Here is a 24949-nt window from a genome sequence, read left to right as displayed (position 1 = left end):
GCCTGACCTCACTCAGAGCAACTCTCATCTCGTGTCAGAGCAACCGATAAAGACCGAATTCCCGGCGCTGCGAGTAGAACCACCGGCGACATCGCCGCCCAAGAAATCAGCCACGATACTAGCCAATTCCACACGAAGTGGCTATCGGCCGTCGACTGAAGACTCGCAATTCCGGCGGCGACGAATGACGTCAGCCCTGACTGGATAACTCCAAAAACGAAATGGCTATAGCGGCGCGGGATAGCGAACACAGGTCCCTAGTCCTTGATAGTGCAGGCACATAGCAAAGCTCCGAGAGCCACCGCAAGCCGCAGCGGCTCATTCACGCGGCGGCTAAGATACTCACGCGCTCATGACGATGCTCGATATTGGCGGAGGCACGTCCCGGCCGAGTGTCCAGCACAGATCAGTAACGTCCAAGCAGTGCTTCTCCACATTTCGGCGCTAATGCTGCCCTCTCATCGTAGACATAATTGATGCCAGTCTTCGCCGTCTCGTTGCCGGAGCTGAGCCAACTCAGCTTCGGATCAACTACACGAGTCCTCCGCTGCCTTCGAGCACGCCCTTCAGGGGAAGCGGCTGCTCACCGAGCAGCAGCCTAACCACCACTTCACGCGCATTGCCGGGATCAAGCGAATGTTTTGCGATTAGCTCACTGCAGTCAGCAATGATCTGGTCGGCGTCCTGCATGATCTTGAGCTCCTTATAGCGATCGTGCCAATGCAACCCCATGCTTTCGCCCACCACTTCAAGGATATTTATGATGCGGAATGGCCAGTCTCGCTCGTGGGCGCACAGTTCGCGATGATCGGAGTGATATACGGCAACAAGTGCATCGACACCTGCATCGCGCGCCGCCTCGAGTTCTGCAAGCTGCAATTCGCGCTTGAATTTTGGAAGTACGCCAACATTTACGCTCTGCAGACCTATCGCCGGTTGGTTCAGATCGACGAGTTCGATACCTGGGACCATCTTCAGGATTTCAGCGGCGGCTTCCACGACGCCGGCCACGCCGGGATGTTTGTGCAGCGCGACCCGCATTTCGACCCTGCGCTGAAGGTGCAGATTTAGCTGCGCCAGCCGGTCACCAAGAAAGCGCATGAACGGGTTCATCTCAAACGGGCGGGAGCCACGTTGTCGCTCCACCGTCGGCAGGATGGTTTCTGGTACTGGACGTAGCACGTCGGACACCAGGAGATCACCTGACCCGAGTTCGAGTGCGACAGCTTTTCCATGGTGTTCGAGCCCATGCGACCGGCCATCTCAGCGTCTCCAGACTTGAGTTGCGCAATGCCGCAACAATGGCTTGGACCGCCCATTACCTGGTATGTGACGCCGAGCGCATCCATGATATCGAGGGCAAGCAAAGCAATGTGCGGGGTCTTGAGCACATTGCAGCCGGTATAAAACACGAAGTCCGGCGCCTCGACGGGCGCGGAAACCGAAGCCGATTTTTGACCGAGTCGTTCGAGGACTTCCGTATCGAGTTGCAGGCGCGAAAGTACCGTCACTCCGCGACTGCCGTCGCGGTACCGCTCCACGCCCTGTCGGCGTCGTTCGGCAAGCTCGTTGTCCGACTTCGCGATGCCAAGTCGCGCCATGGTAAGCAAGAAACGCGGATTGACACCGTAGTCGCACGCCTTGATGCATGCCCCGCTCTGCATGCAGGACTGCGCCCATTTGCGCGATGCTTCCGGACCGTTGCCGGTACGTACCAGCTCGAGTATTCCACCGATGATGCCTCCGGACTTGGTATCCGAGATGCCGGCCGGCCCAACACTCGGACAAACCTCGACGCACTTGCCGCATCGCGTGCAGGCGTCGAGCATTTCCTCAGCATGTTCGCCCAGGGCCGTCTCGAATGAGACCTTGTTCATCGGCTGCATGACCGGCTCCGGGCTTGCTGGCAGATCAGCAACGTGTGGCACATGATAACTTCAGTACTTAATCCACAAACGGCAATGTGTACACAATAATTGGTCGCTATGACTTTCGTCACCTTTCCACGTTCTCCTACCTCGCTCCCTCAACACGACTCAGAAACTCTGCGTTCTGCCAGCTCACGTCGCCGCGCGGGTGGGTACAATTTGGCTTCCCGACCTCAAATGCAGCGCAACCTAGCGCCCCTGAACTATACCATGCGCGTAATATCGCGTGACTGACTTCAAGTAAGGCAATAGCTCAGCATTAACTTTTGTCGACCGTTTCATTTTCCTGAATTGCAAGTTCAAAAGAATGAGATTCCCGATTTTTTCTGCCTCGCTAACTTTGTAGTCGCGGCGACCTGCATGGATCCCTCTACTGCTGGTCTCGCATAAGGCGGCAGGGCGGCCACATGAAGCGATCATCTATTGTCGTGCAAGTGACGCCCTGCGGCCCGTTCAATTCACGTGGTACTGGTTGTGAGGCCGGCAGATCGAAAAGCGCTTCCATGCATGATACACCCCTTCCGGCTCAGTCACTTTGCTCCAACGGAGAGCCGGCGCACGAGTTGAGACCTCGCAATGCGCCTGACGATTCCCATCCGCCACTTGTCAATGCTCGCGCCAAGGATGCCCCTATTCCGACGGCGCTCGGACTCCTTTACCTTGTCAGAACATCGCGTCGATCAAGACGACCGCACTCTGGAATCGGCGAAGCCATTGACCTAGTACGGAGATTACTGCAGATCCGACCGTTGCGAAAAGCGTGGCAACGTGTGCGACGTGCGCGCAAGCGGCGGTACGCCCTGTCCTACATGGATAAGCGATTGATGAAGGATATCGGCTTGCCGCCTGAGTAGATTAGAGCGGTGTTGGCGCGTCGGTATACGGTAAGCGACAAGGAATTCCGCTAGAGCTTCAATAAGTCTTAGTTATGGCACCCGGCGAATCGGATTGACCGACAAGATCCGTCATAAGCGTTGGCTCTTCCACCAGCGCCATTAGGATGAGACCTTCCGAGCCGGGCAGGCGCGAGTTCCTACATAGCAAATCATAAAGTGCTGTGGGAGAGAGTGGCCGGCCCTTGATGATCGTCTCCGTTCCCCGCACAGATCGGCTGTTGGTTTTAGCACCAAAGGCGTGTAAGTGACGATGTAGCTAGAGACAGTTGTCCCTGCATCCGTCTCGAGGTCGATAAGGAGAAAAAGGGCGCTGCCGGTACCCTACCGCTAGAGGTTTGCACCTCTGGATCCAGGGGCACGACACATGTACGAACATTGAGCGACTTAATGAGTTGTTCTGATGCAATCATGGCCTTCATACCAAATGCTAGCCGTTCGCTTCGCGATCAATACGGACGACCATCCTTGTGCAGAAACTTCCACCCCCCAGCGTTGTCTAGTACCGCTACAAGATCGTCATTCGGATAAGTTGCGGAATCTCCTGAAGACCGGTCACCGATCTCAAGATAGAGCACGTCCTCAGTTGTTCGATTGATCAGTTGATGTGCGATTCCATAGGCAGAGAAGCCCGCACACATCCCTGGTCTCAGCTCGAAATCGCCTCGATCTGTCGCAAGCGTTGGATTGCCCTCAAGAACGTAGATCATCTCATCCTGCGTGCTGTGTTGATGCATCAGCGCCGACACGCCACCGGGCAGAAGGCGAGTTAGATTGACCCCGAAGTTCTTGATTCCAAATCGATCGCCCAACGGTCGCTTCTCACGCTTCGCCATTTGCGACCGGAACGGCTCGGGGTAGTTTGATAACTTGGTGCGAAGCGGAACATCAAGCGCAACGATAGCTACGGGACGCTCTGTCGTTTCACTCATAGCTTTTTGCTCGTTATCTTTGCCATTGTTCTGGGTTACTGTCACTCGCCACCTGGGTTAGCCGCCTGGATCTGTTCATTGCCGAGCTCTGCAGCTTGGTGATGCACTCGATCTGATCCAAGCACGCCTGACGACCTCCTCTGCTGTTCTAGGACGCAGACGTGGGGTTGGATAATTTCATAGTTTTGAACTTGCAGTTTGTAGATTCGCTAACACCGGCAAGTCTACGACCGAGCTAACCCGGCGCAAGGCCGCAGCCAGAGCACTTCCGAGGACGCCGGCGACCGCCGCTGCGTCCGCGGTCGCACCGCGGTTGGCCCGTTGCGTATCTCATACGGTCCGCCGATCTCGAAGACCGTGTCTCGGCTCCGTCGATCCCGCAGACCGCGATGCGGCGCTGATCGGCAACACACCGGAGATACTCGGCTGCTTGTTCGTTGGTCCCGGAACACTACGTCCGCACCTCACGAATAGTGGCAGAGCACGCGCACGGTCCGCTCGTCGGACCCGACCTCCATGCACTATCACGCCGTGCGGTGGCCGACACTGGTGTGATAGCGAACGCACAGGCTGTTCGCTCCCGACAACGCTTTGATCAAGGTGAACTTCAGGTTCGGCGCGCGCTGCAGAAAGCCGAAATGCGTTGCAAGCGGATCCTTGCCTTACCCGCTCACGGCCAGTCAGCCGTGCGCGAGCCGCTGCCGCGGCAGAAGCTGGTCAAGGCGGACGGCGTCAGCCGAGGACGGCCGCGTCGCCCGTTCGCAGCTTCCGCGCGCCCCATTTATTCCTGAGACCGTTGCCAAACCGCTCAACGTCTTCTGCGCGATCGACTCCCGCTTTCGTCGCGCCGCGTGAACTCTGCAAGCCCTTTGGTTGAAGGAGCAAGGTATCGGCAGCGGTGGCGAGGATGTTCGCCGACCTGCTGACAGCCTAACCAAGCAAACATTGAGCGCGTTGTATGAGAGTGGCTCCGGCTTCTTGCGGTTTAGGTGCAGTCTTGCCGCTAGCTCGCAACTCATCAAAAGCAGCGTTCACGTGGGTTTCGATCGTCTTCCTATTCATCGAGATATTGGCATTCACGAGCTTTCTTGTGAGTAAGTCGCCTTCTATTCTCCGCGCAAACGCCCTGATTTCATTGGGCTGCGGCTTGTCTGCAATGATGCCGCTTTTGAAGGCGAAGTAGATCGGCAGCCTCCGGGTGCCACTCAATTTGCCACCTAAGATTTCCTAGATCCGATGACTTGCGCGACTGGGCGGCATATTGTTCTGGTAACTCACGGATGGCAAACTCTGCAGCTGTTTCGCCCTCCCAGCCTGTCCCGTTAGAATGCCACCGCGACGGTGGGCGGCAGAATACCAGCGCGTCAACGCGATCCAAATAGATCGACGAACCCGACGCGGCTCTAGACGTGAGAACGAGGCGACGTGGATCATGGGCGAAAGGCTCTGGAAGCGCGGGGTTAGGAAGCTTCCTATCCACGCAAGCAATAGTTCAACTCTATTGCATCCAACGTGACCTCCTGAAGTGTTAGCGTTTGCATCTTGCCGGCACCTATCCCGGTGACTTTCTTTTAATCACCCCAGATGCGGCATGCTAACTGGTAGGCGTTGGTGCGAGGAGAGGAAAATGTCAACGACAGTCCGCGATGCTATCATAGAGGATGCCCAATGCATTCTTGAGATTTACAATTTCGCTGTCACGAAAACGACCGCGGTCTGGAGCGAGGAGCCCTCCGATATTGCATTACGCCAAGCCTGGTTCAGGGAGCGCACTGCGCGCGGCTTTCCAATTCTGGTCGCAGAAAGCGCGGGACGATTAGTTGGTTTCGCGTCATTCGGCGATTTTCGCCCTTGGCCCGGCTATCGCCATACTGTCGAGAATTCAGTTTATGTGGCTCCCTGGATACATCGTCAGGGCGTCGGCCGCGCACTGATGCAGAGCCTCATTGACCGCGGCGTTGCGCTAGGGAAGCATGTGATGGTGGCGGGGATCGAAGAGACGAACACGGCGTCGATTCGTCTTCACAACTCCCTTGGTTTCCGGGAGGTTGGCCGCATGCCACACGTCGGCACCAAATTCGGCCGATGGCTAGATCTAGTATTGATGCAGCGGTATCTCGTTGCGGACCGGGAGCCCTAAACTACCGCATCTTCTGGATCAGCATGCGCGAACGCGTTACATAACATCGGAGCCTCTCTGATGTTAGGTACTTTATGCGTTAGCAGTCCTTGCAGACATCCACGGCTACCTTCTTGCACTCAAGACGGTGGTTGCCGATCTGAGCCGACGGGGAGTTGATCGCGTCATCAATCTTGGGGATTGCGGATCCAGGCGATGATAGCCCCGCAAACTGCGGACCTCCTAATCGCGTTAGATTGGCGGACGGTTCGGGGCAATCATGATCGTTGGGCAACAGACCGGCCACCGGACGGACATTATCCCAGCGTTTCGTATGCGTGCGCAGCGCTAGACGCTGCTCTGCTTGAATGGCTGAGAGCCTTGCCGCCGTCCTTACACTTAGAGAACGATGTCTTTGCCTGCCATGGTCGGCCGGAGGCTGACAATGCTTACCTACTCGAGGATGTGGCACGGGGTCATTAGTATTGGCCTCTCTCGATGCCCAGCCTACTGCGATCTCACTTCACTGGCGCACATTTCGGAAATGGGAGTCCAACGACTACTGCTGCATCATTGATATCGATCATAGCCAACCCGCAGTCGAGAAGATGTAGTCCCGTATAACCACGCGGCCGCGGCGGAACGAGCGGCGGCGAATAATAGTCCCATGTGGGCGCATTCCTTGCCATTCGCTGACGTCAGTTCAGCACTGGGACCTTCGCGAGGTCTGAAAGCCCAAGCGCCGAATTAGCCGTAGCTCATTGATCGAGACCTCCGGCCCGCTACGCTTTTGTCCCGGAAACTCTTTCGCGTGAAAAGTCAGCTTAACTCGCCGCATGACCGAGGACGTCACCTGCAGTGATCTTATGGACCTCTCCTGCGTCCGTCTGCAACAGCAATGCTCCGGAGCGATCGATCCCTAAGTGGATGCCGGTCATAACATTCTTCCTATCGCGGTCCGTTGCAACCTGCACTGTAGAACCTATTCCATCGAGAAGCGAAGTATAGGAATCGTACCAACCGTTGAAACCGTGCTGCTTCCATTCACCCATACGGGTAAGGAAAGACTGCGTCAGGATGTCTCGTACAATCGAGAGTTCAGGCGCGATTCCTGCCTGCAGTATCGAAGTCGCTGGATAGAAGGTTTGCAACGGAGCGCTTGTAACATTTACCCCTATACCCACCAGAATGTATTTAACCGAAGGGGGCGTAGAGATCTCGCCACTCTCTAAGAGAATGCCAGAAACCTTACCGGCATCGAGGAGGCAATCGTTAGGCCACTTCAATCGCACCCGGTTCTGTTCGAAGCCCAGAGTTCGTAGCGTATCTGCAACTGCCAGTCCTGACGCGAAAGTGAGCCCAAAGTCGCTTGGCCATGAGCTGTCCGGAAAAAGTATAGCGGTCCAGTACAGATTTCCACGAGGTGAATCCCACCATCTGCCGTGGCGGCCGTATGAGCGCGTCTGACGCTGAGCGCAAAGGACCACGCTGGTACGCAAGCCACCACGCACTCGTCGCTCGGCTTCGGTCAAGGTACTGTCGACCTCGTCCAATTGAATCAGCTCGATCATTGCGCGCCCTCACATTCCGAATGGCTCGGCCGATGCGCACGAGCTGAAAAGAAATCCGTCACGATCGTCTTAACCGCTTCAGCAGCGAATCCACTGAAGCTGTGCTGCGCTATGTTTGCATCGTCTGACGAGTGAACTCAACCGCTGCAAACGCTGCCTTCGCCTAGGACGCTTCCGATCTACGCAAGTGATACTTCAAATCTATTCGATCCAACGCGACTTCCTGAAGTGTTAGCGTTGAATCATGGCGTACCCTGGTGCTGTGGCGTCCAGGCTCGGCGCCATCAAGGCGGCGCTGCCCGCGTGCTTCTTTGCGGTCATGACATCAACCCTAGTTATGAGAGGTGAATTGTCCAAGCTGTCGTTCGCTAGCGTTCGGCTCTCCGACGCTTTGCGACATTAGCCGCTCATCGCACCGAAGCACGCTGCTCCCGATGCTGCAAGAAGTGTTAGCTGACGGCTCATCTCTGGCCGATAGCATCGATGTGGTTGAGTTCGGTCGAGACAACAAAATTCGTAGGGGATTCTTCGGCCCTCTTAAGGCGGCATCTTCGCGAGTGAAACGGCTCACTATGTTGCTGGTCGCTCAGATGGCATGAACGAGGATGCTGGTTTGCGGTGTCCTGCGCACCCAAACTCTGGGTACGCCCCTTGGCGCCCCGAAGTAGATAAGCCTCGACGGACAACGAACGTTCGGACTATCGACAGAGCAACGACAATAACCGGTCATCGAGTTCTTGCATCGTAATCTCTGGACATGACAAACCACGGCCGCAGCAGCGCCGGGATGGTACTCTGATGATCAACATGACTCACCAGGAGATGATTGGCTTTGTTGGCTTCTCGATCGTCTCAGCATTCACTCCAGGCCCGAGCAATCTCATGGTGGCGGCGGCGGGAGTTGTCGGAGGGTTCTATCGCGGATTTCTTACTTTGCTGGGCGTCGCCGCTGGAATGGCTACGCTCATTTTCACATTGGGATTCGGCCTAGGGCAAACTCTGCTAGCTAGCGATCCCGGCCTGCTCGTGATGAAGGCTGTCGGTGCAGCCTTTTTGCTCTGGCTCTCATGGAAAATCGCGACTGCCGACGTAAAGAACGACAATGAGCGAACTATCGTCGGACCTATTTCGGCCGCGCTATTTCAGTGGGTCAACCCCAAATCATGGGTCGTAGGCGCTGGCGCAATCGGCACCTATTTTAACCCCGGATCGTCTAGCGTAGCACTCGACGCGGCATATCTTGCAGTCTTGTTCTTGATTTGCTGCATTCCAAGTCTGCTGACCTGGCTGCTCCTCGGCTCGTCTCTCCAGACAGTGCTGAAGAACGAGTCGGCGGCTCGCATATTCAATCGCGTGATGGGATTCCTGCTTGCGGCTTCGGTTATCCTGATGTTTGTTTGATGGACAGAGTCATCCGGACAGACGTTCTTGTGACTAATGAGCACCGTTGGAATGGGGGCCTCGTACCCTAGTAGCGGGAGCTATTGCTTTCAGCCGGTTCTTGGGTCCTGCATACGAGCGTCTGCCGGAAGCCGCTTACGGCGCGAAGGCGGCCTCTTCCTGGGGGTCTTGGAATGCGCGGCTGCCTCTCCATGCTTGGGGCCGGCGCGCGATGCCTGCACGTCCAGCCTCCTCTCCCGATGCAACAGCTTGCGAAGCGTAGACGATTCCGCATACCCGACCTGCTGCGAGATTTCGTCGAGATTGAGCCGTGTGGTCTGCAGGAGCTCCAACGCCTTCTCAACGCGCAGCCTTTGGACGAATTTGACCGGTGGAAGCCCGGTAGCACGCTCGCATCGGCGCGCAAAAGTTCTGACACCCAACCCCACAGCCTTTGCGATGTCGGAGATTGAAAAGGCTTGATGCAGTCTGGCACGCGCCCAGCGCTCGGCACGGGAAACGCATTCATCGGCGGCGGCGAGAAAGGACACCGCCATATACCGAGACTGTGATTGTCTCTGGTCCAGCAACAGAACCCGGGCACAGCTGTCCGCTAGGTCCGGCCCAGCGTACCGGGCAATAATCGAGAGCATTAGGTCCAGTTGAGCCATCGCGGCACCCGCGGTCGTTAAGCTACCATCGGTAACCACCATCGCATCCGTTTCGAGCATCACCTTTGGAAAGAGTTGACGAAACAAAGGTACGAGCCACCAAGTCGTGGTTGCACGACGGCCATCCAGTAGCCCGGTGCTCGCAACTAGAAACACTGCCGAACAGGAACCTGCGATTTCCGCTCCCGATTCAAAGGCAGCATGCAGAGCCTGTCTGGCCAATTCGGCGTCCGGCCGTTGCAATCCCTCGCGAACGAGTTGCTCATCCATCCAAGCCAGCCCTGGCAAGATCACCACGTCCGCTGGCGCATCAGACACCGGTCCCGTCGACTGCCTTGCGAGCTTCGTTGCCCACTCCGCCCCGGAGCCAGTAATCCTAACGTCAAAGCAGGGGCCCGGCCGGCTCCTGCACAAATGCGGTTAGCTACTCCGATCAATTCAAAAGTAATCGCGACACTGGCCGCAGAGGCGCCTTCCAGAACAAGGACGTCAATCAATGGCATGGCAAAATTGGCCCGGTTAATGTCATTATTGACACTTGTCGAAAGTAGTGCCCGGGAAATAGCGTTCGCGCAACCTTCTCCGGAGAATAACATGAGCGATAAGCTGCTGAAGCCAGACGATCTGGCCGACTTTGACCGGCGAGACGTCTCGTTACAGAGTGCGACAAAGCCAGTCTATGTTTCGGGCCACGGACCGGGTGTCATCGTGATGGCTGAGATGCCCGGAATCAGCCCTCATGTCGCACGATTCGCTCGCTGGGTTCGCGACGCCGGCTTTCGCGTCTACATGCCTTCGCTTTTCGGGAAGGACGGCGATGTTCCAGACGCGGAGACTGCTGCCGGCGTCTTCCGACGCGCGTGCGTAAGTGCTGAATTCCGTGCGCTTGGCGGGGGATTATCAAGTCCGGTTTCCCACTGGTTACGCGCACTTGCTAGGCTTGCGCATAGCGAAAGCGGTGGACCAGGTGTCGGCGCTATCGGGATGTGCTTCACCGGCAACTTCGCGCTGAACATGATGCTAGAACCAGCACTGCTGGCCCCTGTCGTGTCTCAGCCTTCTCTCCCTCTGGACAATCCCGGTGGACTTGAAAGCTCACCTGAAGATTTGACGCAAGTACGGGCAAGACTGGAACGAGAAGATCTGACCGTGCTTGGCTACCGATTTGCGGGCGATTCGTTCTGCCGCGCTGAACGGTTCGCCGCCTACCAAGCCGCGCTTGGCGACCGCTTCATCGGTCGCATTTTGCCTGACACGGCTGCAAATACCGGACCCAAGCCACCGTTCTTCGAACAGTTTGTGGCGACTCCTCACAGTGTGGTAACGGTCCATCTGATTGACGAAGCGGGACAACCAACCCTCGCAGCCCGAGACGAGATTCTCGCGTTCTTTCGGCAGCGTCTAAAACCCTCACGAAATTGACGCCTAACACGATGCAGTAGCTCTTCGTTCTTCGAAGTCGATGAGGATTGCTTCGTGTTGTACCTCCACTTCTGCCAAAGCATGCGCCACTAGCGCAAGTGGCAGTTGCCCATTCATCCTGGCAAACCGGTGCTTTGCTGACGCTTCGCCGTTACCGATCTCCTTCCCGCTGACGTCTTTGCTCCCTCATGTTGTTCGTTGAGGATCGGCCATAACGGATCAGGTCACATCAGAGATGACTATGCAGGAGGCTATGTACCGTCAGATTTGACACGGCTGCTTTGGTACCACCCGAATCAGGGATCTACTCATGAGCGCAATTGATGTTTGGGCACAGGTTACAACTGAGCGAATGGCCCGGAGGCCGTGGTTAGAACCCCTGATGCGTTGGACTGGAAGGAACTCCGACCAGCTTTTCGAAACCACTGTGGAACTCACATTGGCGGCCATGGATGACGCAAGCATCGATATTGCCATACTGTCGGCATGGCACGGACCCGAGGGGTCGCTGATCAGCAATGAAGAAGTTGCAGCTCAAATAGAGGTCGCCGCCGACCGTTTCAGGGGGCTTGCGACTGTCAGGCTGGACTCACCCATGGAGGCTGTTAGGGAGATTCGCCGCTGGGTGGACGGCACTCGCTTCGTTGGAGTGCGGATCGTGCCCTGGCTTTGGGATTTGCCACCCAATCACCGGTTATATTACCCTATCTATGCCGCTTGCGTCGAGGCCGACGTGCCCTTTTGCACCCAAATTGGCCATACGGGTCCCTTGCGCAGATCGGAAGTCGGCAGACTAATTCCCTATCTCGAAGATGTGCTTCTGGATTTTCCTGATCTTGTCGTCGTCGGCGGGCATGTCGGATTTCCTTGGCTGGACGAGTTGACAACGCTAAGCATCAAATTTCCGAACTTCTACGTAGATACCTCCGCCTACGCTTTGCGTCGTCTTCCCTCGCAATTTGTTGAATGGATGAAGGGTGTCGGACAAACACGGGTTATGTTCGGAACAAACTGGCCAATGCTGCATCCAAGACAATGCTTACAAGGCATCGACACTTTGGGCCTCTCCGAGACGCAAAGAGCTGCATTTCTATCCGGCAATGCTCGCCGCGTCTTCCGGCTCTGACACGCTGTTGAAGCGCAATCTCTGAGATCATGGCTAAGCGCGATCCATCGGTCTTATTGAACGGATAGTTCAAAGCTATTTGTTTTTTTCAGGACAGTCTCTTGCTATGGTTCTGACGATCCGCGCGATGGTAGCTACGCCAGGTGCAAGTAAGTTTGTCGTTTCGAGCGCGGTGGCATAACTCCATTGCCTCGTGGGCCGCTGCAATACGTCCGAAACTACGCACGGCCTCCACGCGAGCGTGAACTGGCTACAATTGGGACAATTGAATGAGCCACGCATCGGATCCGCCTCTTGAACGCGTTACCATTCCTGTTCTGCATCGCTGGAAGCAGGAAGGGCGCCGCATCGTCATGACGACGGCTTATGACGCGGTTACAGCGCGCATTGCCGACCCGATTGTCGATGTTCTCCTAGTCGGAGATAGCGTCGGCAACGTCTGTCTTGGCTTTGATAACACGCTGCCAGTTAGCATTGGGATGATGAACCATCATCTGGAAGCTGTCGTTCGCACAACGCCCCGCGCCTTGCTAATTGCCGATCTCCCTTTCCTCAGCTTTCAGCTTAGTGTCGAACAGACACTGCGCAACGCCGGTGGGTTCCTAAAACGCGGAGCCGCCGCCGTGAAGCTAGAGGGAGGTTACGCCAGGTGCGTCGAAATGGTTGAAGCTCTCGTCAGTTGCGGGATTCCCGTAATGGGCCATCTAGGCCTCACGCCACAAAGCGTTAATCTCACCGGCGGGTTCAAGGTTCAAGGACGGACGGCCAGTGACGCGCTGCGCATTCTTGACGAAGCATGCCGTATGCAGGACGCTGGATGCTTCGCTTTGCTGTTGGAGGGAATTCCAGCTGAGCTTGCCGCTCGGGTAACCGACAGCCTTGCTATCCCAACCATAGGGATCGGCGCAGGGCCCAGTTGCTCGGGGCAAGTGCTGGTGTTTCACGACGTCCTTGGTTTGGTCTCGGGCCATCGACCAAAGTTCGTCCGCACCTACTTAGATGGCTTCACATCCCTGCAAGCTGCACTATCCCGTTGGGCAACGGATGTGCGCGATGGCGCTTTTCCAGGACCGCAAGAGTGTTATGCGCTGCCTGATGACATTGGTAACGCGATCGCCAACTGGAAGCCGTCCAACTCATCTTCAGATCGCTCGCTACAATGAAGCATTCTGGCATCGCACGGCGTCGTTGCGATTGCACAAACGTCTCCAGGCGAAGCGAACCGACCCTGCACCCGAACTTCCGGCGTTATCTTGTTTGGGCAAGGAAAGAACGAGACAGCATGACTTCTCCTAAGCTTCCGTTGACTGGTGGCTGTTCGTGCACCGCGATTCGATATGAAATACAAGCGTTCCCCTTGTTGCTCTACGCATGCAACTGCACCGATTGTCAGACTGCGTCGGGCAGTGCGTTCGCACTTAATATGCCGGTGAAAAGGCGGCACTTAAGCATCTTGCGCGGCAAACCCAAGGGTTGGCACCGTAAGTCAGCAGCCGGGGAGCAGGTCACGACGTGGTTCTGTGGGGATTGCGCTGCGCCCCTGTACGGTGAGCGGGAGGGACGACCGGATATAGCCGCCATTCGCGCCGGCACGTTGGACGAAACAAGCTGGTTGGTCCCGGTTGCCCAGCTGTTCATGAAAAGTGCGCAGCCGTGGATCAAGCCCGTACTGGAGCCTGAGTGTTACGAAAGTACGCCTGCCGATTTCCGGACCCTAATTGATAAGTGGCGCGCGATGTGGCCAGATTTCTTCAGAGGTTCAGACGCATAGAACCGAACCTCGACGATGGTGAGCAAGCCGCTGGCAACTCGCTTTCCCGAAGATTATCCTTCGGGCCTAAAACTTCAGATCTTCAATGGAGAAAATCCGGACGCTGTCAAAGATAAGATATGAGATTTTGGGCCCGAGAAGGCATCTATTCGTTAGGGATGCTTTTTCCGCTAGCTCAAGATGAGTGATAAGCTTTGTATAATTTCCTTATCAGTTGGCCAACAGGCCACCTCGGGAGAGCGCTCCCTTCACACGGGAGAGGTCCAAGGTTCGATCCCTTGTGCGTCCACCATTTTGCTCAATAATTTTAGCTCCTTGGTCTTCCGCTGCATGGCCTTACTTTGGCTATTCGGCACGTATTTGCGTGAACGAAGCACGAAACTGCGTGCAGTTCCGTGCAACATCCGTGCATAGTTTCATTGGCATGCAAGTTCACAATCTATGGCTCTATAAATATCAGAAGCACCTTTTAGTTTCAGCCAAAACGAGATACTAGCATTGAGAACGCTTTACCTGTTTTAGGTAATCTGCGTTCTCGGTTTTGGGTAAAGCGAAATGATTGACCCAGATCAAGTTGATAGAGCGCAAGTAAGAGCGGCCCGTGCCCTACTGGATTGGACTCAACCCGACTTAGCGGCGGCTGCCGATATCGCGCTTGCAACGCTAAAACGTTTTGAAATTGGCCATAGTACGCCGATTAGAACGGTCAAGACTGCAATAGTGCGAGCCTTAGAAGCGGAAGGCATTCAATTTCACCAAGACCGAAAACGCGCTTCTGTAAGTCTGGACATAAAGAGAATCAGAAAAGCCCAGTAGGCTAGATCGGCGTTCGCGGCGGAATCGATTGGCCAGCGAAGCAACATCAATAAGGGGTGCAATTCCGCGGCTGGACAATGCCAAAGAATGATTGCACCAAGCTTATCTAGCATTAACGCTCAGTGCGTAATCTTGGCAGATGCCCGACAACATTTACAAATTTCGTCGAACAAAAAGGGCCAAGCCGACGCGATTCAAAGTGATTGCCGATGCGATACCGCGACGGCATGGCTCGCGTTACTTTTTTGGCCTGATCATTCTGTGCGTGCTGATTGGATTTGTAGCTGTTCAGGCATGGCCGAAGCTGAAACCTAAAACTGCGAGACCGGCGGACGTACCCACTACATTGTCGGTGCGCGTGATAGACGGCGACACGATCAGTCTAGAGGATGGCAAGCCGAACGTCCGCCTTGTTGGCTTCAACGCGCCAGAAATGGGAAGCCGGGCCAGATGCGAAGTTGAGCGTCAAAAGGGCGAAGCCGCCACACGACGGCTTCGCGAACTTGTCAGCAATGGCCGATCCGACCTTCAGCAAGTCGCGTGTTCGTGCGCGCCCGGTACGGAAGGCACAGATGCTTGCAACTTCGGACGCCGCTGCGGCACGCTTCGAATCAACGGTGTAGACGTTGGATCGACCTTGATCAATGAAGGCTTGGCCGTTCGCTTCGTATGCGGCGCGACTAGCTGCCCAACGCTTCCGCGCCCCTGGTGCTAAACGGGCGCGACCGGACTCGTTAAGGCGGGAGCGCCTAAGTACTGAAACATCGTGGTCATGCCGATCGGCTTCGCGCCTTTCTTTTCGTTTTTTCTATTTCTGAATTTCCGAAATTGAATTGACTCTTCCCCCAAATCAGTTGTCTATAGGCCACTGGGTTATTTCCAGGAGGCCGCAAATGTCCGATCAATCTTCGGAACTCGTTGAGATATCGAAGCTCAATGGCGAGTTCAGAAAAAACTACGGCAAGATATTGGGCGCCATCCTCTATCTGCGCTCCGTCAGCGCCGCGCGCGGCCGGTCGATCTTTTGGGGTGGCCTGTTCTTCGCGGTGTTTTCGGCGGCCCTAGCTTGGTTGGCGCGGCAGGGTTCAAGCTGGCTAGGCGTCGGTTAAGGGACCGAACAAGTGCCCCGGGTGTCTTGAAGCTAACTATTCTGAAACGGGTGCGCAGCTTTTCGGAGAACCTAATCGTATTCCTATCGGTGCGGATTGTTGGCACTAACAGATAATCGAGCAGTGTCTTGCTGCGATCCGCTAGTCGCATCGCGACTATCCATCCATCGGGCAAATTGCGGCGCTGGATAAACCAACGCGGCGCATAGTGATCTCGGGCCGGGTGTTCTATCTGCGCTATGCGGAAATAGATGTTAACCATCCCGTTTACTCGCAAGCCATCGGCTAATCCATTGAGGACAACTTGTCCTCCCGCTTTCTTGATTTGTGTAGCAACCTGCGATTGGAGTTCAGACAGCCGATGAAGCCACATGCATCGGCTGTCCATATACTCGAAGTTCCGTTCGGGCAGATAACCGACCAATCTGTACGCGTTACGCATGGTGCCAAAATGCGCCCTGTAGACATGGTGACTCGGAAGATCAACCGTCTTGCTTATGATCGTCGGGGTAAGGCGCCCCTCCTTTTTCAGTGTTCGCCGCAAGCGCGCCAACATCTCTCCTTCGGTTAAGCCATCGACGCGGCGCTCTGCTATGATCTTTCTTGCGGCAAGGAAATCATCCACCGAAACGATCGGCTCAATGCAGCCTTCGCTTCGGACCCACTTGTCGGAAGAATTTTTAACGCGTTTTGTTCCGAGCTTCGATGATAGGCGGTTGTAGATGATGTTTCCGATGTAGTTCTCGTTCCTGAGAATTCGCGTTATTTTGGGACCCGTCCAGCGTTCCCCAGAGCACGGAGGAATACTGTGTCGATTTAGCTCGCGGGCGACAGCCTTCTCAGATTTCACATCAACGAACCGACGGAAGATCCACTTCACGACTGTCACTTCCTTCAGATCTCCCGGTTGTAAACTTGACGTGATCCGTTTGGATGTACTTGCGATCTCCCTTTCTCAGGATTCCCTTCGGCTGGTGCTCTTCATCCACTAACACTCGCTGCAGAGCATACGGAGTGAGGCCACCTGACTTAAAGCCCATGCTTGCAAAGCGACAAGCTCCGGCGTGAACCTTTACCGAGAGTTCACGACTGTATTCGGCCGCCATCACTCTCTTGATGTTCTTAACGATGCTCGACACCATACTGCCGTCGTTTTCGAATTGCTCTGCGCAATACGACACTTTGATCCCGGCCTGTTTGCAAATGAACTCGTAGTAAGCGCTTTCGTCGGTGTCCTGAAATCGGCCCCATCGGCTAACGTCGTAGATAAGGATATGATCAAAGTCGGCGCGCTCGGACTGGACATCGTCAAGCAGTTGGATCAGGCCGATTCGATTTTTCAGTTTAAGTCCGCTTTCACCTTCGTCGCGGTATGTTCGGACAATTGTGAGATTGTGCGTCTGGGCGTAGGCCGCGATCACGACAGCTTGGTTTTCGATTGAATAGCGCTGTCGGTCCGTACTCATGCGGACATACTGCGCCGCGTGAAACGCCCTTTGAGCTTTTGCCAGTTGCGTGTCGCGGCGGATGACGAGTGCGTTGCCCATGTGAGGCTCGCTCCCCGGTCAATCTGTTCGAGAACATTCAATCCCTGAACCAGCTCCGGTGCAAGCAACTATCTTACTGGTTTTGCTTGATCTCGCCCTTTGGTTGCGAGACAATTCCCTTGGGAAGAGGCAACAGGGGGCGAACGTGCGGTACCTGTGGCTTGTTATTGTGGCGGTTGGTCTGTCGGGATGTATGGAAACAACCAATACCTCCTTCATCGGCCCATCGGGGCGCCCCGTCAGCACGGCAAAATGTAACTCGTCCTCGGCTGACTGCCTGCAAAAGGCCGCTCAGGCGTGCGCCGGTCCGTACCAAGTTCTTGATAGTGAAAGCCATGCAGGCGGCTTGCTGGCCGATACCAACCCAGGACCGTTCACTTGGTATTCCATGACATACCAATGCGGTCCATCTGACGGAAAAATACCTACTTTCGCTTTCAGGGGACCACAATATGTCGAGCCGCCGGCACCCGCTGTGGTCAATGTGCAGGGAACGACGACGACCATTTCTCCGCCAATAAACTGCCAGTCAAGGCGGGTAGGCGGAATGGTCCAGACAACTTGCTGATAACCTAGCCTTTGGCGGCTCGCGCGAAGGCTGCGGCCACACAAAGTGGCCGCAAACTAATTCGTTGGAGGCTGGACCATCCGGAAGATCGGATACCACCACCTGTCCTTATCGAACTCGCGATTTCTATTCACGATTCCGTCGTGCGCTGATTGAATTAGGCAAAAGAATAATGTGATAGCGAAAAGCACGCTGAGGCCATCCAGCGCACTTCTAGTCGCCAGCTTAATGCGTGCCCGCATACGCCGTAAGTAGTGCATGGCAATTCAATAACTCGGGACCCGGTGAGTCCGACAATCGAACGGGCCATCTTTGCCGCTTCCCTTGATATTTGCATTATAGAACTGCCCCATCGATGGCGCGGCCATTAGCGCGTCGTATATAGCGACGGGTAATTCGCAGTAAATGATAAAACGTGCTACGCAGGTTGATCAGCATGTAGCTTTGCGCCTTGTCGTAACAAACCCGCTGGATGAACGAAGAGCGCGGCGTGTCGGTGCAGGCGAACGTCTTAGATCAACCGGGCCGCGATATTTCGCGTCGGCGGTTTCAGAGCGAACTTCGGCGACGTACAAGGTGGACGCCAACAGTATCGCGAAACTTCCGATCATCTGAAACTCCCGCTTGGCTATCGAAGCGGATTAAACGCATAGGCGAATCCTATGCGGCCCGATTGCATTGATTGGTCAAACTGCGTTTGACGTTGGCTCGATTGTAGACCGGTAATTGGCCCGACGAATTGGGAGTTGAAGTGATCGCTGGTTCGGACGATCCCAAAACTCGTATACCTGTATTCTGCCCTGACGCTCCAATTTGAATCGAGTTGCCGTTCGATGCCCGCCGGTCCAGCCATTCGCCCAAAAGGTTTCGACCGGTTGGTAAAGGGGATTGTCGGTCAGGTTACGGGCTTCGAATTGCGCGCCGGTCCAACCACCGATGCCATAAACTAGGGTTTGTTCGTTCAAAAGAACGCCCGCGCGCAACAGCGCCGACGCCATCCAGCGAGACGCGACTTGTGGGCGAAAATCACCGTTGGCAGTTAAACCTGTTGTCCCATTAGCGTCAAAGTATGTGTATGCCCTTGAGCCATTCGAACTAAAACTAAGTTCGGCGGCAGTCGCTTCAAGTTGACCGCCGACGACGATTTTCGATAGCCGCGCGTTCCATCCTGCAAACACATCTATAACTCCCCCGCCATTGCTCGCCGAAGCGCGGCCAAGAACGTCGTAACCGTTCACGTTTAATGGAGGTGGGTTGCTCGGGAATGCCTGCACGTCTCGCTGGGCGGAAACCACGCTTGATCGGGTCGCCGCGCCGCCGGCAGACGCTCCCCAGTACGCCCCTGTCCAACCGGAAGCCGTTCGCTCGGCAGGGTAACTCGTCGAGGCCATCACCGATGCGACGTTAGGAATGGGCGTATTCGAAAACTTAGCGAGTCTGGCGCTTGCGGCGCGAGCCTGCGAGCGCGCTTCTTCTGCATCCCGCTTGTACTCTTTGTTCTTGCTTTCGAGCGCGGCGACGCGAGCCTCCAAAGCGGCCATCTTTGCTAGAATCCGGTCTGTGGATGATTCTGCTCTTGCAGTTCCGTCATTGAACATCGGCAATGCGAACAAGCAAGCAAACACAACAGTGCGATAAGTGAACATGAAGCAGCCCCTGGTTGTGGGCTGATGCTACGTGTCTAGGGATGAGCGCGCAAGCGCGCGACTTTGGGTTACGACGCTTGGTCTTCCTTATCCACACCCCGCCTAACAATCACCAAGCCATCATCCGCTAACGGTCGTTGCAACGCCTTCGCCTCATCCCAAGGCGCGCGCATCCAGACGTCGCGCTCTTCGTCACTCGTCAAGATCACCGGCATGGCCTTGGGGTGAATCGGTTCAACCACCGCATTCGGCTGAGCTGTCAGGAAGCCATAGACCAGATGCGGACCAGGGACCGGCTTTGACTTCGTTCCCCGGTCGCCCCTGAACTCAGTCCAGATGCCAGCGAAAGCGCATAGCGGACGGTCTTCGTTGAGCGCGAACCACACTACGTCCTTCTTCTTCGTCTCGGGATTCACGTCGGGCGCATACTCCGCAAATGAGTTGAACGGCACCAAGCACCGATTGTCCGACTTCAACCAGCCGCGCCAGTGCGGCGACCAAGTGTTGCGGATGTTCGTGACAGGTGGCCCGCCCGTTCGCGGTGGCGGCGGCATTCCCCAACGCATCGTTATTAATTCGCGCTCGGCATCGGCATTGCGCACGACTGGTGCGGGATAGTCTGGAAACACGCCCGGCATGGGCGGCAGGTTACCGACGTATCGATTCATCACTCGAAACAGCGCGCGGATGGCTTCCTGGTTGGTGGTGATTGAATAGAGGTTACACACAGCCCGTACCTATAGCGTCCGCAACCCGATCCCGGCCTCAAAATCTAGTAAAGTTGCACGGTCGCGCCAAGCCAGGCTGTACTGCCAGCCATGGGCACCAAGAAACGAGAAGTTATCTGGGGTGGCCGGATCATGGGCGCGAAGATGCGCGCCGAAACAGCTCGCCAAGACGCAAAGAAGGCTGTCCGTGCGGAAGCGGAAGCGTGGTCGATCCGAATGGAAGGATATGGCGGCCCCGCGCAGCCATCCCCAACGATCGGCCAATGCCTGAACGGCGGTTATGGCTGGCTGAAAATCGAATGCTGCCGGTGCAAGACAAGGGCAAGTCTGCCACTGAATGCCATTCGCAGGCCGCGTGACACGCCGATATGGAAGCTCGAGTCTTCGTTCCGTTACCGGTCTTGCGGCACGCGTCGTTACAAGCCGCCGGTAAGGATGATCAAGTTGACGGAACAGCGGGAGATAACACCGTATAGGTGGGTGCATCCAGACGAGGAACGCTAGGGAAGTCAGTCAACAGGTCATCCCGTCGGCATAGCCAACTGCCGTACTTCTACGGGGTTTTGGCTATTGCGGGGCCGGACCCAAAGCCGTCTTCGGTCGAGAATTTGGCGACCCGCCAACCCTGTGAATAGCCGACCGCCGAGCGTGTACGAATCGTTGACTTACACGCGAACATTGCATCGGATGCTGCCGAGACAAACTCATCGGGCGGCACATCCTAATGGCAAAACAGAAGTTAATGGCAAAGCAGAAGCGCACAAATCCCGTCGTACTTAGACCAGGAATGACCATTGGAGCCAACGCAGCCGAAATGGATGATGAATTCCTATTGAAATGTTTCGTTCATTATCCGCCCGTCGAACTGTGCATGAACGTTGCGTCGAGAGGGATGGTTATCGACGGCCGCACCGGATCAGGCAAGACAGCCATCATGAAATTCATTCATTCGAAGGCCGAGTACTCCGTCGAGATAGATCCGTCTGAGATGGCTATGAGCTACGTGTCTAACTCTGATGCGCTAAACTTCTTACATGCGATAGGTGCCGATCTTGACCTGCTCTTCCAGGCGCTCTGGAAGCATGTTCTTTGCATCGAATTTATCCGTTTGAAATTCTCCGTGACGAATGAGACGAACTCGCGATCCGTATTCGAACGTCTAAGATCGCGCTTTAGTAGGGATGATCGAAAAGCGCGCGCCATCAGATATTTGAAAGATTGGGAGGGCAAGTTTTGGATCACGATGGATCAAAACATCAAAGAGCTAACGGAAAGAGTTGAGAAAGCGGTTAAAGCTGAACTTGGTGCAGAAATCGAAAAATTTAAGGCTGGCGGTCAGTACGAAAAGAGACTCAGTACTGACAAGAAGTCTGAATTTGTTTCTCGGGTCCGGAAAATCATCAGTTCAGACCAGTTGGCAGAACTTGCTGGCGTGATCGAAATGCTCTCCGAAAGCGAGGGCGGTGAGGATATGAAGCATTTCTATATTCTCATCGACAAACTAGACGAGCATTGGGTCGATGTATCCCTTCGGTTCAAGCTTATCCGGGCGCTGATCGAGTCGCTAAAATCGTTTCGTCGTATCACAAATCTAAAAATTCTGGTGGCGCTGAGGTCCGACGTCCTCGAACGTGTCGTGCAAGAAACGCGAGACTTAACATTCCAGCGTGAGAAACTGGATGACTATTTCGTTCATATAAGGTGGACCAAGCCGCTGTTGCGACAACTGGTTAACTCGCGAATACAGTCGCTATTTAGAGGGCAATACGCTGACCGCGTGATCGAGTTTCAAGATGTGTTTCCCTTCAACGTCGGCAACGTTGATGCTTTTGACTACATTGTCGATAGGACGTTAATGAGGCCGAGAGACGTCATTGCGTTCGTAAACGAATGTATTGAAGTTGCACAAGGAAGCTACGAAGTCACAAGCACAATGATTAGGCGTGCCGAATCGAATTTCTCGCGCATACGCCGGGATGCGCTTGAACAAGAATGGCAGAGCGCGTTTCCTTCCATAAAACGATTGTTGGATTTCGTCGGCACGCGCCAAAAGGCAATCGTCACCTTCGAGGAACTCTGTTCACAGAAGGAAGTCGATGACATTGCTCTTGCAATCTACTCCGAAAAGAAGATCGACTATGATCCGCTATACGAGCTGGCAAGCACATACTACGAGAAGGATAATCGTTCGGCGGAAGAAATGGTCAAAGCAATCGTTGGCATTCTGTACCGCGTTGGCGCCATTGGCGTGAAGCTGAAAAACGGCAACCGATTCATGTACTCGCACTTAGATGATGCGCTACTTCCCGCGGCGCAGTTTACGGAAGACGCACGCGTCCGAATTCACCCTATGCTTTGGGGCGCATTCCATCTTCAAGCGGCATGACGGTCGTTTCAGTGATAACCAAAGAACAGCGCATCGAAGCAATGAAGGGTGTACTTGCTTCCCTCTTCGCATCGCAGCGCGACGTTGAAGTCGCTCGCGCCGAACTTCAAATGGGCGGGACTCGGCAACCTGCTGGGCGACTACGGAGAGTTCATCGCCGTCGAAGTTTACAATCTTCAACCCGCTCCGCGCGGCGCTAACGGGTACGACGCGGTGAGGCCAGACGGCAAGAAGGGGCAAGTAAAAACGAACTACGCCGCCTCGCAGATTGGCTTTCGTGGCGAGGCCGACATGCTTCTGTGCCTCAAGATTGACCTGAACGGTGATTGGATAGAAATCTATTACGGCGATTTCGGACTTGTGAAGACAGCGGCCCGCTATTCCGCGCGCGATAACAAGCACATGGTGCCGATTAGCGCGCTTCTGAAAATTGCGAAGTCTGGATACGTGCTGCCCGAAGTCTTGCCGGTTGCTGAGATTGCGGCCGATACGAACGAACCAATTTGAAATCCGAACGCCCGTTGTGAAGCAGTTCTCCCTAGCGAGGAAGAGGGTACAATGGATTATGATCGTGAAATAAATGCGTTAGCCGCTGAAACGTTGGCCATTCAAACAATCTTGGCTCAGGTGCTGCGCCGCTTGTCCAGCGCCAGTCCCGAGACTTCTATTCTTATCCGACATGGACTCGATGATGCGTCAAACATTTTAGAACACTTGGCCCTCCAACACGGGAGAAACGTCTCACCCGAGCATCTAGCCAAGGCGGTCCGCGTCGCAGAGGAACTAAGAACTTCGATTCTTGGTCAGGATACACCAGGAGGTAAAGGCTAAGGGACATTTCCATTATGGAGCAACGGAATTGATAAGGTCTATCAGCATTGGGCACGTCAAATCGTTTTCTGCACCTCAATCGCTAATTCTCTCCCAAGCCAATGGCCATCATGGAAGTGGGTACAACGCGATCGTCGGAGCCAACAACAGCGGAAAGTCAACAATCGTCACGCTCGTTCGGTACCTCCTTTCACGCGACAGCACTGTCACGATTGGTCGGGAGGGGCGACGCGAACCTGAAAAGCCACTGATCGAAGTTGTTTGGGAGCATTCAAACAAGACCATTTCGGAAGTCAGGATAGATCCCGACGTGGTCGGCGCAATTTTTCGTAAGTCCGGCAATCACAACGGCTTGGCCAATCAGTTGCGGTTCGTTCCATCCCGCCGACCGTTCGCGTCAGAGTATAACACTGGTGGAATTGCGCCAAGTGACTACGAACATAGTGAGCTTATGAATCGTATGTCCAACCAATCTTACTTCGACTCACAGTTGGCGACGTCGATTGCGCATTATTTCGTTGATCCGCAGAACAAGGCGAAGTTCATCGAGAAGCTAAGAGAAGTTGATCCGCTTTCGACGGAGTTCTCAACGGATAATCTTGGCGGAAGAAACGTCATGCTGTACCGGGGACCGTCGAAACGGCCTCATGTACTATCAGATACCGGGGACGGAATAACGAACCTGATCAGGATCATTTTCGCCCTCGTAACGAGCAACCCGGGTGACTGCCTGATCATAGACGAGCCCGAACTGTCCTTGCACCCTCAGCTACAGCGAAATCTGTACCGAATGTTGATGAGTTACAGTCATGATCGGCAAATAGTGGTGGTCACGCACTCCCCTCATTTCGTTAATTGGAAAGAGATCTCTGCAAATTCAAGGTTATTCCGCGTTTACCTCAATGAGGATGGAAATTCCATAATCGCTTCGCCGAGCAAAGAGTCATTCAGTGCTGTTAAGGCGCATGCCAACGTTACAAGTCGCAAGTTCTATGACGCGGTATGCAAAGAGTTGTTTTTTGCAGACGCCGCATTGTTGGTCGAGGGATCGGATGATGTTCACTATTTGGATAACTACCTTGAAGCGACAGGCCAACAGCCGCTTCCATTCATGGGGTATGGGTGCGGTGGCGCAAGTGTGATAAGGTCGTGGATGCGCCTCTGTTTGGACTTGGGCATCAGATGCGCCGCAATTTTCGACGGCGACAAGAAATCGGATTACGAAAAAGCGATGGAGGAATTTAAGTCAGAGGCGGCTATGGCTCGCTCGTTCCTGCTTTTCAAAGACGACATTAGGGACAAGCACAAGCGAGACGAGGCTAATTCGGAGACGAAGGAAATTTTGAAGATAGGCGTGTTCAATCGAAAAGGTCAAATCCACTTAGAGAACGTCGATTTGCTTGCTTCGCTTCTTCGGCAAATCCGTGAATTTTTGTTGCCTCAGTGAGCAGAGCGTCAACGTTATGTGCTTTCCATTTTGCGGATATGCGTATTTTCCCACCCGC

25 protein-coding genes are annotated in these 24949 nt (G+C 54.9%); 13 read left to right on the top strand and 12 right to left on the bottom strand.

Annotation, left to right across the window (positions count from 1 at the left end):
• Nucleotides 1-8 precede the first annotated feature (8 nt).
• The 5 genes from LMTR13_RS38785 to LMTR13_RS07940 all read right to left on the bottom strand — a co-directional run bounded on the left by LMTR13_RS38785 (nucleotide 9) and on the right by LMTR13_RS07940 (nucleotide 4962).
• The gene (locus LMTR13_RS38785) at nucleotides 9-251 is read right to left on the bottom strand and encodes a DUF2798 domain-containing protein (protein WP_083218860.1); all 243 of its coding nucleotides are present in this window, start codon (nucleotides 249-251) and stop codon (nucleotides 9-11) included.
• 280 nt (nucleotides 252-531) lie between these two features.
• Entirely contained in the window at nucleotides 532-1101 is a 570-nt protein-coding gene (locus LMTR13_RS42190) for a hypothetical protein (RefSeq protein WP_236843301.1), read from the bottom strand.
• 8 nt (nucleotides 1102-1109) lie between these two features.
• On the bottom strand, nucleotides 1110-1886 hold the full coding sequence (locus LMTR13_RS42185; RefSeq protein ID WP_236843300.1) for a heterodisulfide reductase-related iron-sulfur binding cluster: 777 nt from the start codon (nucleotides 1884-1886) through the stop codon (nucleotides 1110-1112).
• 1384 nt (nucleotides 1887-3270) lie between these two features.
• Nucleotides 3271-3753, bottom strand: coding sequence for a cupin domain-containing protein (locus tag LMTR13_RS07945; protein WP_065727414.1), 483 nt, complete (start codon nucleotides 3751-3753; stop codon nucleotides 3271-3273).
• 930 nt (nucleotides 3754-4683) lie between these two features.
• Nucleotides 4684-4962 carry a hypothetical protein gene (locus LMTR13_RS07940; RefSeq protein WP_065727413.1) on the bottom strand — a complete coding sequence of 93 codons (279 nt, stop codon included), beginning with the start codon at nucleotides 4960-4962 and terminating at the stop codon, nucleotides 4684-4686.
• A 418-nt stretch (nucleotides 4963-5380) separates the two neighbouring features.
• On the opposite strand from LMTR13_RS07940, the gene LMTR13_RS07935 reads away from it, so the two are divergent.
• Nucleotides 5381-5893 (top strand): GNAT family N-acetyltransferase, encoded by a 513-nt coding sequence (locus tag LMTR13_RS07935; protein WP_065732513.1) that lies wholly within the window; start codon nucleotides 5381-5383, stop codon nucleotides 5891-5893.
• A gap of 803 nt (nucleotides 5894-6696) precedes the next feature.
• Here the strand turns inward: LMTR13_RS07935 and LMTR13_RS07930 are convergent.
• Complete coding sequence (locus LMTR13_RS07930) at nucleotides 6697-7443, bottom strand: biotin--[acetyl-CoA-carboxylase] ligase (RefSeq protein ID WP_065727412.1); 747 nt, start codon at nucleotides 7441-7443, stop codon at nucleotides 6697-6699.
• A gap of 798 nt (nucleotides 7444-8241) precedes the next feature.
• On the opposite strand from LMTR13_RS07930, the gene LMTR13_RS07925 reads away from it, so the two are divergent.
• Complete coding sequence (locus LMTR13_RS07925; RefSeq protein ID WP_083218859.1) at nucleotides 8242-8844, top strand: LysE family translocator; 603 nt, start codon at nucleotides 8242-8244, stop codon at nucleotides 8842-8844.
• Nucleotides 8845-8933: 89 nt separating this feature from the next.
• Here the strand turns inward: LMTR13_RS07925 and LMTR13_RS07920 are convergent, their stop codons facing one another.
• Nucleotides 8934-9764 carry a GlxA family transcriptional regulator gene (locus LMTR13_RS07920; RefSeq protein ID WP_065727411.1) on the bottom strand — a complete coding sequence of 277 codons (831 nt, stop codon included), beginning with the start codon at nucleotides 9762-9764 and terminating at the stop codon, nucleotides 8934-8936.
• A gap of 324 nt (nucleotides 9765-10088) precedes the next feature.
• Here LMTR13_RS07920 and LMTR13_RS07915 point away from each other — a divergent pair, with 324 nt between their 5' ends.
• The 6 genes from LMTR13_RS07915 to LMTR13_RS40380 all read left to right on the top strand — a co-directional run bounded on the left by LMTR13_RS07915 (nucleotide 10089) and on the right by LMTR13_RS40380 (nucleotide 15344).
• Complete coding sequence (locus LMTR13_RS07915; RefSeq protein ID WP_065732511.1) at nucleotides 10089-10916, top strand: dienelactone hydrolase family protein; 828 nt, start codon at nucleotides 10089-10091, stop codon at nucleotides 10914-10916.
• 310 nt (nucleotides 10917-11226) lie between these two features.
• Nucleotides 11227-12042: an amidohydrolase family protein gene (locus tag LMTR13_RS07910; protein WP_065727410.1), complete on the top strand. Its 816-nt coding sequence runs from the start codon at nucleotides 11227-11229 to the stop codon at nucleotides 12040-12042.
• A gap of 269 nt (nucleotides 12043-12311) precedes the next feature.
• The gene (gene panB, locus LMTR13_RS07905) at nucleotides 12312-13205 is read left to right on the top strand and encodes a 3-methyl-2-oxobutanoate hydroxymethyltransferase (RefSeq protein WP_065727409.1); all 894 of its coding nucleotides are present in this window, start codon (nucleotides 12312-12314) and stop codon (nucleotides 13203-13205) included.
• Nucleotides 13202-13813, top strand: coding sequence for a GFA family protein (locus tag LMTR13_RS43525; RefSeq protein WP_083218857.1), 612 nt, complete (start codon nucleotides 13202-13204; stop codon nucleotides 13811-13813). Before panB ends, LMTR13_RS43525 begins: the two co-directional genes overlap by 4 nt.
• Before the next feature lie 555 nt (nucleotides 13814-14368).
• Nucleotides 14369-14629: a hypothetical protein gene (locus LMTR13_RS38780; protein WP_083218856.1), complete on the top strand. Its 261-nt coding sequence runs from the start codon at nucleotides 14369-14371 to the stop codon at nucleotides 14627-14629.
• Nucleotides 14630-14768: 139 nt separating this feature from the next.
• Entirely contained in the window at nucleotides 14769-15344 is a 576-nt protein-coding gene (locus tag LMTR13_RS40380) for a thermonuclease family protein (RefSeq protein WP_156795485.1), read from the top strand.
• A 281-nt stretch (nucleotides 15345-15625) separates the two neighbouring features.
• Here LMTR13_RS40380 and LMTR13_RS40375 read toward each other — a convergent pair whose 3' ends face one another.
• The 5 genes from LMTR13_RS40375 to LMTR13_RS07880 all read right to left on the bottom strand — a co-directional run bounded on the left by LMTR13_RS40375 (nucleotide 15626) and on the right by LMTR13_RS07880 (nucleotide 20227).
• The gene (locus tag LMTR13_RS40375; protein ID WP_197521028.1) at nucleotides 15626-16618 is read right to left on the bottom strand and encodes a recombinase family protein; all 993 of its coding nucleotides are present in this window, start codon (nucleotides 16616-16618) and stop codon (nucleotides 15626-15628) included.
• Nucleotides 16590-17285, bottom strand: coding sequence for a recombinase family protein (locus tag LMTR13_RS40370; protein ID WP_065727406.1), 696 nt, complete (start codon nucleotides 17283-17285; stop codon nucleotides 16590-16592). Before LMTR13_RS40370 ends, LMTR13_RS40375 begins: the two co-directional genes overlap by 29 nt.
• Before the next feature lie 834 nt (nucleotides 17286-18119).
• Nucleotides 18120-18221, bottom strand: a complete 102-nt coding sequence (locus tag LMTR13_RS43520) for a hypothetical protein (protein WP_197521027.1) — start codon at nucleotides 18219-18221, stop codon at nucleotides 18120-18122.
• Nucleotides 18222-18539: 318 nt separating this feature from the next.
• Entirely contained in the window at nucleotides 18540-19499 is a 960-nt protein-coding gene (locus LMTR13_RS40365) for an outer membrane protein (RefSeq protein ID WP_156795483.1), read from the bottom strand.
• 68 nt (nucleotides 19500-19567) lie between these two features.
• Nucleotides 19568-20227 (bottom strand): SOS response-associated peptidase, encoded by a 660-nt coding sequence (locus LMTR13_RS07880; RefSeq protein ID WP_065727404.1) that lies wholly within the window; start codon nucleotides 20225-20227, stop codon nucleotides 19568-19570.
• 90 nt (nucleotides 20228-20317) lie between these two features.
• On the opposite strand from LMTR13_RS07880, the gene LMTR13_RS42180 reads away from it, so the two are divergent.
• The 5 genes from LMTR13_RS42180 (at nucleotide 20318) to LMTR13_RS07865 (ending at nucleotide 24891) form a co-directional block, all read left to right on the top strand.
• The gene (locus tag LMTR13_RS42180) at nucleotides 20318-20731 is read left to right on the top strand and encodes a hypothetical protein (protein ID WP_156795482.1); all 414 of its coding nucleotides are present in this window, start codon (nucleotides 20318-20320) and stop codon (nucleotides 20729-20731) included.
• 220 nt (nucleotides 20732-20951) lie between these two features.
• Nucleotides 20952-22613 carry a P-loop ATPase, Sll1717 family gene (locus LMTR13_RS07875; RefSeq protein WP_156795481.1) on the top strand — a complete coding sequence of 554 codons (1662 nt, stop codon included), beginning with the start codon at nucleotides 20952-20954 and terminating at the stop codon, nucleotides 22611-22613.
• 54 nt (nucleotides 22614-22667) lie between these two features.
• Nucleotides 22668-23120, top strand: coding sequence for a DUF6998 domain-containing protein (locus LMTR13_RS07870; protein ID WP_156795480.1), 453 nt, complete (start codon nucleotides 22668-22670; stop codon nucleotides 23118-23120).
• A gap of 51 nt (nucleotides 23121-23171) precedes the next feature.
• On the top strand, nucleotides 23172-23444 hold the full coding sequence (locus tag LMTR13_RS41530) for a hypothetical protein (RefSeq protein ID WP_197521026.1): 273 nt from the start codon (nucleotides 23172-23174) through the stop codon (nucleotides 23442-23444).
• 28 nt (nucleotides 23445-23472) lie between these two features.
• Nucleotides 23473-24891, top strand: coding sequence for an ATP-dependent nuclease (locus LMTR13_RS07865; protein ID WP_197521025.1), 1419 nt, complete (start codon nucleotides 23473-23475; stop codon nucleotides 24889-24891).
• The last annotated feature ends 58 nt before the right edge of the window (nucleotides 24892-24949 follow it).

This window comes from Bradyrhizobium icense, from assembly GCF_001693385.1.
Lineage (GTDB): Bacteria > Pseudomonadota > Alphaproteobacteria > Rhizobiales > Xanthobacteraceae > Bradyrhizobium > Bradyrhizobium icense.
Note: the sequence above shows the minus strand (reverse complement) of the source record. Positions and strands in the feature narration are given on the sequence as shown.